The sequence below is a fragment of the Sutcliffiella sp. NC1 genome (assembly GCF_027594365.1).
GTDB lineage: Bacteria > Bacillota > Bacilli > Bacillales > Bacillaceae_I > Sutcliffiella > Sutcliffiella cohnii.
The window spans coordinates 3,134,624-3,146,393 of the sequence record NZ_CP115153.1 but is presented as its reverse complement, the minus strand read 5'-3'; the positions used below and the strand labels follow the sequence as shown (position 1 = coordinate 3,146,393).

Annotated in this window: 13 protein-coding genes; all 13 read left to right on the top strand. The window is 34.7% G+C overall.

What is annotated here, in order from left to right; genetic code table 11:
- Positions 1-490: 490 nt before the first annotated feature.
- The 13 genes from O1A01_RS16390 to aroB all read left to right on the top strand — a co-directional run bounded on the left by O1A01_RS16390 (position 491) and on the right by aroB (position 11,728).
- On the top strand, positions 491-694 hold the full coding sequence (locus O1A01_RS16390; protein WP_066416895.1) for a DUF2768 domain-containing protein: 204 nt from the start codon (positions 491-493) through the stop codon (positions 692-694).
- 23 nt (positions 695-717) lie between these two features.
- Positions 718-1,440, top strand: a complete 723-nt coding sequence (locus tag O1A01_RS16385) for a hypothetical protein (protein ID WP_066416890.1) — start codon at positions 718-720, stop codon at positions 1,438-1,440.
- Positions 1,441-1,704: 264 nt separating this feature from the next.
- The gene (gene spoIVA / locus O1A01_RS16380; RefSeq protein ID WP_066416888.1) at positions 1,705-3,183 is read left to right on the top strand and encodes a stage IV sporulation protein A; all 1,479 of its coding nucleotides are present in this window, start codon (positions 1,705-1,707) and stop codon (positions 3,181-3,183) included.
- A gap of 532 nt (positions 3,184-3,715) precedes the next feature.
- Positions 3,716-3,988 (top strand): HU family DNA-binding protein, encoded by a 273-nt coding sequence (locus O1A01_RS16375; RefSeq protein ID WP_066416887.1) that lies wholly within the window; start codon positions 3,716-3,718, stop codon positions 3,986-3,988.
- Positions 3,989-4,115: 127 nt separating this feature from the next.
- A complete protein-coding gene (gene folE, locus O1A01_RS16370; RefSeq protein ID WP_066416885.1) occupies positions 4,116-4,682 on the top strand; it encodes a GTP cyclohydrolase I FolE in 567 nt (188 codons plus the stop codon).
- A gap of 15 nt (positions 4,683-4,697) precedes the next feature.
- A complete protein-coding gene (gene mtrB / locus O1A01_RS16365; protein WP_066416883.1) occupies positions 4,698-4,919 on the top strand; it encodes a trp RNA-binding attenuation protein MtrB in 222 nt (73 codons plus the stop codon).
- 442 nt (positions 4,920-5,361) lie between these two features.
- Positions 5,362-6,156 carry a heptaprenyl diphosphate synthase component 1 gene (locus O1A01_RS16360; RefSeq protein WP_157729283.1) on the top strand — a complete coding sequence of 265 codons (795 nt, stop codon included), beginning with the start codon at positions 5,362-5,364 and terminating at the stop codon, positions 6,154-6,156.
- Positions 6,157-6,162: 6 nt separating this feature from the next.
- A complete protein-coding gene (locus O1A01_RS16355) occupies positions 6,163-6,876 on the top strand; it encodes a demethylmenaquinone methyltransferase (RefSeq protein ID WP_066416877.1) in 714 nt (237 codons plus the stop codon).
- A gap of 15 nt (positions 6,877-6,891) precedes the next feature.
- Positions 6,892-7,854, top strand: a complete 963-nt coding sequence (gene hepT, locus O1A01_RS16350; protein WP_066416874.1) for a heptaprenyl diphosphate synthase component II — start codon at positions 6,892-6,894, stop codon at positions 7,852-7,854.
- Positions 7,855-7,964: 110 nt separating this feature from the next.
- Complete coding sequence (ndk, locus tag O1A01_RS16345) at positions 7,965-8,411, top strand: nucleoside-diphosphate kinase (protein WP_066416872.1); 447 nt, start codon at positions 7,965-7,967, stop codon at positions 8,409-8,411.
- A gap of 138 nt (positions 8,412-8,549) precedes the next feature.
- The gene (locus O1A01_RS16340; protein WP_270064497.1) at positions 8,550-9,326 is read left to right on the top strand and encodes a CheR family methyltransferase; all 777 of its coding nucleotides are present in this window, start codon (positions 8,550-8,552) and stop codon (positions 9,324-9,326) included.
- Positions 9,327-9,483: 157 nt separating this feature from the next.
- A complete protein-coding gene (gene aroC, locus O1A01_RS16335; RefSeq protein ID WP_270064496.1) occupies positions 9,484-10,656 on the top strand; it encodes a chorismate synthase in 1,173 nt (390 codons plus the stop codon).
- Positions 10,640-11,728, top strand: a complete 1,089-nt coding sequence (gene aroB / locus O1A01_RS16330; protein ID WP_084380461.1) for a 3-dehydroquinate synthase — start codon at positions 10,640-10,642, stop codon at positions 11,726-11,728. Before aroC ends, aroB begins: the two co-directional genes overlap by 17 nt.
- Positions 11,729-11,770: the final 42 nt, after the last annotated feature.

The window sequence follows — 11,770 nt, the reverse complement described above, 5'->3', positions numbered from 1 at the left end:
TTTGTGATATTACAACGTCTAGCTCCTTTGGAAAAGACCGAACGAAGCGCCTACGCTTTTCTAGCTGTCTAGCTCCGGCGGCTAGGTCCGGCTCAAACTTCACTTTTCCTCCGTACGATAAGTCATCATCGACTCGAAGAACGCTCGTCGTGATTCCTTTATCTCCTGCGGAAAAGCTCCAGTTTGATTGGACCTGATCGAGCCGCCTGCGCTTTTCTTATTGTCTAGCTCCGGCGCTTAGGCCCTATCAAACTTCCCGTTCCGTCCGTACGATAAGTCAACATCAGCTCTCTGTCGTTCGCTGTGTTTCCTTTATCTCCTACCGGAACAGTCCAGTTTGTACGGGCCTGAGCGAAGCGCCTGCGCTTTTCTTCTTAATTATGAATATTTTTTGAATTGTTATTGGACAAGTGTAGTTAAATAACGGATGAATTAGTGTTGTACACTCCTTGTTTATGCTATAATGTTTGTCGGAAAAGGAGCGATTTATATGACAGATGGACTTATGAAAATGTGGATATCTTTTGTAGGAATGGGTTTTATGATTATTTCTGTTCTTTTAGTCTATTTTACTAGATTTAAGTTGAAGAATAGAATTGTAAAAGGTATTTTAAATACAATTTCATTTATTTTAATTTTGTTAGCTGGAATAATAATATTTTTTGTTGTGTTTAGCGGTCCAGTACCGGAATAGCACAGTTCTAGAGGAGGAACTTCATGTTATTTCGTAAAAAATGGTTAATGATACTATTTATCGGTTCTACAATTATCTTATCAGGATGTTTATATCCGCAGGAAAATTTAAAACAAAATCAAGTTCCGTATATAGACCAATTAGCATCGGTACAAACAGCGGTGGAACAGTATCGTGAAGTGAGCGGAGGACTTCTTCCGATTAAAGATCGAGACATGGATACACCAATTTACCAAAAATATCCGATAGATTTTAATAAACTGTCTCCAAGATACATGCAAGAACCTCCAGGTAATGCATTTGAAAGCGGGGGTGTTTATCAGTATGTCCTTGTTGATGTGGAGGAGAACCCAACGGTTAAGCTAATTGATTTACGTATTGCAGAAACAATTAGAGAGCTTAACCTGATGATTAACCTTTACATGAGATCGAATCAATATCCACCGATGAAAGAAGTATTAAGCACTGATGCACTACGTATCGATTATGATAAACTAGGAATTGATAGTGAGCCCTATATTGTGAGTCCTTTTACAGGCAACAACTTGCCGTTAATATTAAATACGGATGGACACGTCATTATTGATTACTCTATGGATTTATATACGTATTTACAAGAATATGAACATTCATTTGAACCTGGTGATGATATACGAGATATTCTAGTAGAAAACTCCGTATTTGTTCCGGCTTATTCAGTACCTTATACTATTAATGAAAAAAATGAACCAATATTTTTAAATTAGTCATGAACTCTTATTTAGTGAATACATTCTAAATAAGAGTTTTTTTATTTTTGAAGATGTTGGCTTTTGGACTTTAAGGAAGTGATGTTTGAAGCGCATGATGAAAGCTTTCATCTTTCCTTCAAAATAAAAATTATAGGGATGGGTAAATTTTTATAGAAGAGTAGTCATATTTAAGTAGGACAACATCATACACATATTAATGTCCTAGATTACATTCTTACTAGAAAATTTATCCCAAGTTAAAGGTCGGGAGGGAATACGTTGGAAAAAGTAGATATTTTCAAAGATATCGCTGAACGTACAGGTGGCGATATATACTTAGGAGTAGTCGGTGCAGTTCGTACAGGAAAGTCGACATTTATTAAAAGATTTATGGAGTTAGTGGTACTTCCTAATATCGGAAGTGAAGCTGATAAAGCAAGAGCTCAAGACGAGCTACCACAAAGTGCTGCTGGTAAAACAATTATGACAACTGAACCAAAATTTGTACCAAATCAAGCAGTTAAAGTTGCAGTTGATGAGGGGCTCGATGTAAATATACGTCTTGTTGATTGTGTTGGTTATACAGTTCCAGGCGCAAAAGGATATGAAGATGAGAATGGTCCAAGAATGATTAATACACCTTGGTATGAGGAACCAATTCCATTTCATGAGGCTGCTGAAATAGGGACAAGAAAAGTAATTCAAGAACATTCTACAATTGGAGTAGTTATAGCAACAGATGGCACAATTGGAGAGATTCCAAGAAGAGATTATCTAGAGGCAGAAGAAAGAGTAGTTGAAGAGCTTAAAGAGGTTGGTAAGCCATTTATTATGGTTATCAATACAGTACAACCTCATCATCCAGATACTGAAACATTACGTAAACAACTTTCAGAAAAATATGATATTCCAGTAATTGCGATGAGCGTAGAAAGTATGAGAGAGTCTGATGTAATGAATGTGTTACGTGAAGCTCTATACGAATTCCCAGTGTTAGAAGTAAATGTAAACCTTCCTAGCTGGGTAATGGTACTAAAAGAAAGTCATTGGCTACGTGAAAGCTATCAGGATGCTGTGAAAGATACAGTAAAAGATATTAAAAGATTACGCGATGTTGATCGAGTAGTTGGACAGTTTACGGAGTATGATTTTATTGACCGAGCTGGGCTAGCTGGTATTGAAATGGGTCAAGGGGTTGCAGAAATAGACCTATACGCTCCAGATGATTTATATGACCAAATCTTAAAAGAGGTTGTCGGAGTGGAAATTCGAGGGAAAGATCATCTCCTTCAATTAATGCAAGACTTTGCACATGCAAAGCAAGAATATGACCAAGTGGCGGATGCACTAAAAATGGTGAAGCAAACTGGCTACGGAATTGCATCACCTGCGTTAAGTGATATGAGTCTAGAAGAACCAGAAATAATCCGTCAAGGCTCTAGATTTGGAGTTCGATTAAAAGCTGTAGCTCCATCTATTCACATGATTAAAGTTGATGTGGAGAGTGAATTTGCACCGATTATCGGTACAGAAAAGCAGAGTGAAGAGCTAGTACGTTACTTAATGCAAGATTTTGAGGACGATCCATTATCAATTTGGAACTCTGATATTTTTGGTAGATCGTTAAGCTCTATTGTTAGAGAAGGTATTCAAGCCAAATTATCATTAATGCCAGAAAACGCTCGTTATAAATTAAAAGAAACACTTGAAAGAATTATTAATGAAGGATCCGGCGGTTTAATTGCCATTATCCTTTAAAAATACTAACCATGTACTTGTTGAGAAAATACAACTCACAAGTGCATGGTTTTTTTCTTTTTTCTTTTCGATAGAGAGAGAAAAGTAACTTTATGTTATAGTGGACAAAATAGAACCAGTCTTTTCGTATAGATTATTAGATAGTTTTTGTAAAAAAACTTACTACAGTTCAATAAAATAATCTTAAATTATAAAGCAAAAAACGCAAAAAAAGCAATAAGTTCAACAATATTAGACGATTTTTATCAAAAATCGTGAAAACAGTATTGCTTAACCGATTTTCTTATGTTAATCTACTAACAGAATTCATCAATTGGTGAATAATACCTGTACATATTATTATTTACACGACTTTACTTAAAAAAGGTTTATTATTTATCCAATATAGCCATATTGTTTGATTTATCATACTTTGTTATGTATAAAATAATTAATAAGTGTAAAGAAATGATAGTACAATCAATGATTTTAATAGGTCTTTTTAAAAGGGTCTATCAAAGTAATAAACTTCCTTTGGGAGGAGGTGAATGGCATGAACAAGACAGATTTAATTAATGCAGTTGCTGAAGCTAGTGAGATTTCTAAGAAAGACGCTACTAAAGCAGTTGATGCTGTTTTCGATACAATTCAAGAAGCATTAAAAAATGGCGACAAAGTACAACTTATCGGTTTTGGTAACTTTGAAGTACGTGAGCGTGCAGCTCGTAAAGGACGTAACCCACAAACTGGTGAGGAAATCGAAATCGCTGCAAGTAAAGTACCAGCATTCAAACCTGGGAAAGCACTTAAAGATGCAGTGAAATAATCGATTACATATATGTCATCATAAAAAAAAGAGGCGCGAATGAGTGCCTCTTTCTTTTTGGCTTTTTTTGTACAATATGCTAGAATCGGAAAGATAGGAAGCATTTTTTTAGGAGGACATTATACATATGGGACAAGTGAATAAATCTCAAATTGAACAAGCTGTTCGATTAATATTAGAAGCTATTGGTGAAGATCCAAATCGCGAGGGATTGTTAGATACGCCTAAACGTGTTGCGAAAATGTATGAAGAAGTATTTTCAGGATTAAATGAAGATCCTAAAGAACATTTTAAAACTGTATTTGGTGAACCACATGAAGAACTAGTTTTAGTGAAAGATATTCCTTTCTTCTCAATGTGTGAGCATCATTTAGTTCCGTTTTTTGGTCGAGCTCATGTCGCCTATATCCCTAAAGGTGGAAAAGTTACTGGTTTAAGCAAGCTTGCTAGAGCGGTGGAGGCGGTTGCGAAACGACCACAACTACAAGAAAGAATTACTGCTACAATCGCAGATTCTATTGTGGAATCGTTAGAGCCACATGGTGTGATGGTTGTAGTTGAAGCAGAGCATATGTGTATGACGATGCGTGGAGTGAAAAAACCTGGAGCAGTAACAGTTACTTCTGCTGTACGCGGTACATTAGAAAACGATTCAGCTGCTCGTGCTGAAATATTATCTTATATTAAAAAATAAAGGGGAGAGCACACAATGAGTAATTCACAAAATACAGATTATCTAGTAATTAAAGCTTTAGAAGATGGTGTGAATGTAATTGGATTAACACGTGGCTCAGATACAAGATTTCATCATTCTGAAAAATTAGATAAAGGCGAGGTAATGATTGCTCAATTTACAGAACACACTTCAGCCATTAAAATTAGAGGAAAAGCTAGTGTTCAATCAGCTCATGGAACAATCGAATCAGACTAAAGAACAGTAATAATAGAAAGGGCTTTCTTTTGCTTATCTACTTATAAAGAAAAACCTTTTTGATTGTGAATAAAATGTCTTATCACATTGTTTCCTTTTGCTCGCCTCTTGGCGAGTTTTTCTATTATTGCTTAATACATTCTTAAGAAGCAATCGCTAGTGTGTTAAAAATATAAAAAGGGATAGACTATTACAAAAGTAGCTTCTATCCGAATCTAAATACTAAACTTAATGCAAGAAACTATTGAGTCGTTAAGTTTTCACTAATGTCTAAATATGATACGATAAAATAAAGCAATGAACCATATTTTTATGCTATAATAATCTCTGTGCATTTATTAAAGTTTTTATTACATAGAAAATCTTATTACAATTTGCATTATTAAACAGATTATATACCCTATAAACCTTTAAGGGGATCGTGTGACAAAGGGTGGTTTTAGTGGAAGACGTTCAAATACATATTTCAAATTTAAAAGAGAAAATTCAAGAAAAAATACAACATAATTATTTATTTCACCATATTCCTTACCCAATCATAGATGAGGATAAAATACTGATACTACATTCATTACTTGAACCGTTATCGCTAACGAAAGAAAAGAAAGAGCAATATATCCTATCTACAATGCTAGCTCAAATTGCTTTAGACACTCATGAAGAAGTACATTCACATAATGATATGGATGAAAAACAATTTAAAGCACAGCAATTAACGGTATTGGCTGGTGACTTCTTCAGTGGATTATACTTTCAGCTTTTAGCTAATGCTGAGGATATCCCTATGATTAGAACGCTCGCCCATTCGATTAAAGAAATTAATGAATATAAAATTACTTTATATCAAAATGGAATTTCTAAAATGGATGATCTACTGGATTGCATTCGAAATATTGAATCTTCGCTAATTCAAGGAGTATCCGATTATGTTGATGAAGCCATTTGGTCAGATTTAAGTGGGAATATATTACTTTTAAAACGGCTTGTTAATGAGCGAGAGTTATTCATACAAAAAAAGCCATCTTTACTTGTAGACAATATAAAAAAGCTAATTGAATTAGATAAATCTTATAAAGAAGAGATAATTAATATATTTGATGAATACATAGCGAAACTTTGGAAAATGATTCATTCTGTACTAGCAGGAATTCCACATACAAACTTTTTAAAAGAGAGACTAGCTAGTTTTGTAAACGAACTACCATTTTCAACAAATTTGTACGCGGAAGAAGGGTAAGATATTATGCAACATCCATCCAAAGAAGAGAGAGTCCATAAAGTTTTTGAAAAAATTTATGGAAACTATGATAAGATGAATTCGGTTATTAGTTTTAAACGTCATACGGCATGGCGTAAAGATACTATGAAACGAATGAATGTCCAAATAGGAGCTAGTGCGTTAGACGTTTGTTGTGGTACTGCTGATTGGACAATTGCATTATCAGAAGCTGTTGGAGATTCTGGGAAAGTTAGTGGATTAGATTTCAGTAAAAATATGTTATCTATCGGCGAAGAAAAAGTAAAAGCGTTAGGTAAGAAAAATATAGAATTAGTACACGGTAATGCAATGGAATTACCGTACGAAGATAATACATTTGATTATGTAACGATAGGCTTCGGATTACGTAATGTACCGGATTATTTTAAAGTATTAAAAGAAATGTATCGTGTTGTTAAGCCTGGTGGTAAAGTAGTTTGTTTGGAAACATCACAACCAACTTTGATCGGATTTAGACAAATGTACTTTTTATACTTCCAATATATAATGCCAGCGTTAGGGAAGATATTTGCTAAAAGCTATGAAGAGTACGCATGGCTTCATGAATCTGCAAAAGACTTTCCCGGTATGAAAGAACTTAAAGAGATGTTTGAAAAAGCAGGGTTTGAAAATGTCCAAGTGAAGGCCTATACCGGTGGGGTAGCAGCAATGCACTTAGGTTTTAAACCGACTAAGTAGTTAAAGGTGACCTATATGAAATTAAATTTAATGTATTCTTTTTTGAATACGGACCTACAACTAATAGAAAAAGAATTAGAACAAGCTATTCAATCCGATAAGCAACTGTTACAAGAAGCTTCTCTCCACTTGCTGCAAGCGGGTGGAAAGCGCATACGTCCTATTTTTGTATTATTAGCTGCAAAATTTGGTGACTATAACGTAAATAAGATTAAACATGTTGCGGTAGCTTTAGAACTAATTCATATGGCTTCACTCGTGCATGATGATGTTATTGATGACGCTGAGCTTAGAAGGGGAAAACCTACTATAAAGGCAAAGTGGGACAATAAAATTGCTATGTATACGGGTGATTATATTTTTGCTCGTGCGATAGAGCTGATGACTAAAATTGAGCATCCTGATGCACATCGAATCCTATCAAACACCCTAGTTGAGTTAACTAAGGGTGAAATCGAACAAATTAAAGATAAATTTGACTTTGACCAAGATTTACGGACGTATTTGCGAAGAATTAAACGTAAAACTGCGATTTTAATAGCTGCAAGTTGCCAATTAGGTTCCATTGCTTCCGGAGCATCAAAGGAAGTAAGTCATAGCTTATATTTATTTGGTTACTATGTAGGGATGTCTTTTCAAATTACGGATGATATTTTAGACTTTACAGCGACGGAAGAGCAATTAGGAAAGCCTGCAGGAAGCGATTTGTTGCAAGGAAACATTACGTTACCTGTTCTCTATGCAATGAAAGATACTAATTTCAAAGATAAAGTATTGAACGTAAATGAAAATACTCATAGGGATGAACTTCAAGAACTTATTCAATATATTAAACAATCCGAAAGTATTGATCGCTCTATTGCATTAAGTGATCATTATTTAAATAAAGCTTTTAAGGAGCTTGAAAAACTACCAAATAATGTAGCAAAACGTACGTTAAATAATATCGCGAAATTTATTGGAAAGCGTAAATATTAAGATAATTCTCCACTTTTTAAGTTGCGAAACAAGGAAAAGCATGTTATATTTTTCATGGCTAGGAAAAACTTCTAGTTATACATAACAACTTATGGGGTGGAGATTTTATTATGGAAAAAACATTTCTAATGGTAAAACCAGACGGAGTACAACGTAATTTAATCGGGGAAATCGTTACACGCTTTGAAAAAAAAGGCTTTCATTTAGCAGGTGCTAAATTAATGCAAATTTCTACTGAATTAGCAGAGCAACATTATGGGGAACATAAGGAACGTCCATTTTTCGGAGAATTAGTAGATTTTATTACATCTGGCCCAGTATTCGCTATGGTATGGGAAGGGGAAAATGTAATTGCTACTGCTCGTCAAATGATGGGTGCTACAAATCCAAAGGATGCTCAACCTGGAACAATTCGCGGAGACTTCGGTGTAATTGTAGGAAAGAATATCATTCACGGTTCTGATTCACCTGAAAGTGCTGAGCGTGAAATCGGCTTGTTCTTTAAAGAAGAAGAATTAGTAGCATATTCAAAAGATATTAACAATTGGGTTTATTAATTTTGTAAACGTTTTTATGTCAGCTATTAAACTAGCTGGCTTTTTTATTTTCATAAATTGATAAGTTTTCTTGTCGAAACTTTATTAAATTCATATATACTATTTGTAATGATGATAATAGAAAGAAGGATACTTAAGATGGATGGTTATGAGCAATTTATACATAATATTAAAAAGAAAACAGGAATCGACTTATCGTTGTATAAAGAGGCGCAAATGAAAAGAAGACTAACATCTCTTTTTGAGAAGAGAGGCTTTACATCTTTTACAGCTTACTACAAAGGGTTAGAAAGAGATGAATTACTATTAAAAGAGTTTTTAGATAGAATGACAATAAACGTATCAGAGTTTTTCCGCAATTATAAAAGATGGGAAGTACTAAAGGAAAGATTATTACCAGAACTTGTACAAAATAAGCCCTCCAAATTAAAAGTTTGGAGTGCGGCCTGTTCGTCTGGCGAGGAACCGTACACACTAGCAATTGTTTTATCAAATTTTTTTCCTCTAAATAAAATCGACATTTTAGCTACAGATATTGATGACAACATTTTAGCACAAGCAAAAATAGGTTTATATCAAGAGCGTTCGCTCCAGGAAGTACCGGAAGAGCTAAAGTCAAAATTTTTTAATGTGCAGAACGGATATTATAAAATAAATGATGAAATTAAAAAAACAGTCACTTTCAAAAAACAAAATTTGCTAGCTGACCGATTTGAACAAAATTATGATCTTATTGTTTGTAGAAATGTACTAATCTATTTTACCGAAGATGCGAAGGTAGAGTTATATCAAAAGTTTAGCGATGCTCTACAACCTGGTGGATTATTGTTTGTTGGAAGTACAGAACAAATATTTCAGCCTGCTAAATATGGATTTGAAGTAGTGGATACGTTTTTTTATAGAAAAATGAAGTAGCAAATAATAATAAAGAACACAAAAAATGTAAAAGAATCGAAAATTTAAAATATTATATGAAAATACAATGTAGATTGTTTAACGATGTATGTGATATAGTTAAAGTACAATCATCAACACATAAACGCTTTAAAGAGTTAAAGAGGAGGATCGATTAATGAGATATTTAACAGCTGGGGAATCACATGGTCCACAACTAACAACGATATTAGAAGGGGTACCTTCTGGTTTAGCATTAACAGCAGAACAAGTAAACGTAGAATTAGCAAGACGCCAAAAAGGTCATGGTCGAGGCCGAAGAATGCAAATTGAAAAAGATGAAGTGAATATTTTAAGTGGTGTACGACACGGTTACACACTCGGCTCACCTATTACTCTGACAGTAGAAAATAACGATTGGAAACATTGGACAGGGATTATGGGCATTGAACCAATTTCTAAAGAAGAGCAAGACGAAGTGAAACGCAAAATTACTAGACCACGTCCAGGTCATGCTGACTTGAACGGTGCTATAAAATACGGTCATCGAGATATGAGAAACGTGTTAGAAAGATCCTCTGCGAGAGAAACTACCGTACGAGTAGCTGCAGGGGCAGTTGCAAAAGAATTATTAAAAGAATTAGGTATTAAGGTTGCTGGCCATGTTGTTGAAATAGGTGGTATTAAAGCGGAAGTAAATGAGATTAATTCATTGGAACATTTGCAAGAAGTAACAGAAGCTTCACCAGTCCGTTGTTATGATTCGAAGGTAGAACAACAGATGATGGATTTAATAGATACAACGAAAAAAAATGGCGATTCAATTGGTGGTGTCGTAGAAGTAATAGTTGACGGTGTCCCACCAGGTATCGGTAGCTACGTTCATTATGATCGTAAATTAGATGCGAAAATAGCATCATCCATCATGAGTATTAATGCTTTCAAGGGGGTTGAATTTGGTATAGGTTTTCAAGCTGCAAGCCGCCCTGGAAGTGAGGTCCATGATGAAATTGCCTGGTCCGAAAACCGTGGCTACTATCGATTAACTAATAATCTTGGTGGTTTTGAAGGTGGAATGACAACAGGAATGCCAATTGTAGTCCGTGGTGTAATGAAACCAATCCCAACTTTATATAAACCATTAAAAAGTGTGGATATTGATACAAAAGAAGTGTTTGAAGCAAGTATAGAACGCTCTGATAGTTGTGCTGTGCCAGCAGCAAGTGTGGTAGCTGAAGCAGTAGTAGCTTGGGAGATAGCAACTGCTTTAATGGAGCATTTAAGTGGCGATTCTATGGAGTTGCTAAAAGAAAATATACAGAGGTTAAGGGAACATGCCCAACAATTCTAAAGTAATGAAGGTTCAAACGGAAACGAAAACATATTCAATATACGTAGAAGAAAACGCGTCATTACGAATAAAAGAAGTACTGCATTCCTTTCATAAAAATGTTAGTAAAATACTGATCGTTACAGATTCCAATGTTGCCCCACTGTATTTAGAAAAGGTTAGTAACTTAGTACAGGAATATAATCCAATTCAATATATTTTGCCAAACGGAGAAAACGCAAAAAGCTTTGAACATTTTTATGAACTTCAAACTTACGCACTAGAGATGGGGCTTGATCGAAATTCTCTAATCATTGCTTTAGGTGGGGGAGTGGTTGGTGATATTGCAGGCTTCGTAGCGGCCACGTTTATGAGGGGAATTCGCTTTATTCAAATGCCAACAACACTTTTAGCTCATGATAGTGCTGTGGGCGGAAAAGTAGCTATAAACCATCCGCTTGGTAAAAATATGATAGGAGCCTTCTATCAACCAGAAGCGGTTATTTATGATACTGACTTTTTAAAAAGTCTTCCAGAGAGTGAAATTAGATCTGGTTTTGCGGAAGTTTTAAAGCATAGTGTTATCCGTGATAGTGATTTTTATAATTGGATAGAATCAAATATTACAGAGCTATCACAAATGGAAGGATCTAATTTAGTTAAGTGCATTGAAAAAGGAATTAGTATAAAGGCAAGCATCGTTTCAAATGATGAAAAAGAAAATGGAATTAGAGCAATATTAAACTTTGGACATACAGTTGGTCATGCGATAGAAAAAAATTGCGGGTATGGAAAAATGACGCATGGAGATGCTGTTGCATTCGGGATGCTAGTGGCTGCGAAAATTAGTGAAAGAATAAATGGCTTCGCAAATTTTAGTCAACTTTCTGACGTCATTAGCCGATTTAATTACCCAAGTAAAATTCCAACTAATATATCAATCGAACAAATTTTGAAATCGATGAAAAAAGATAAAAAATCACAAAACGGGCATATACATATGGTATTAATAAAAAAGTTTGGAGAAGTATATGTTCAACCAGTTTCGGATGAAATAATTCGTGAAACATTAGTATACTTTCTACCAGAATAAATAATACACATATGCTGCCTCCCAAAAAAGGAGGGAAAATAT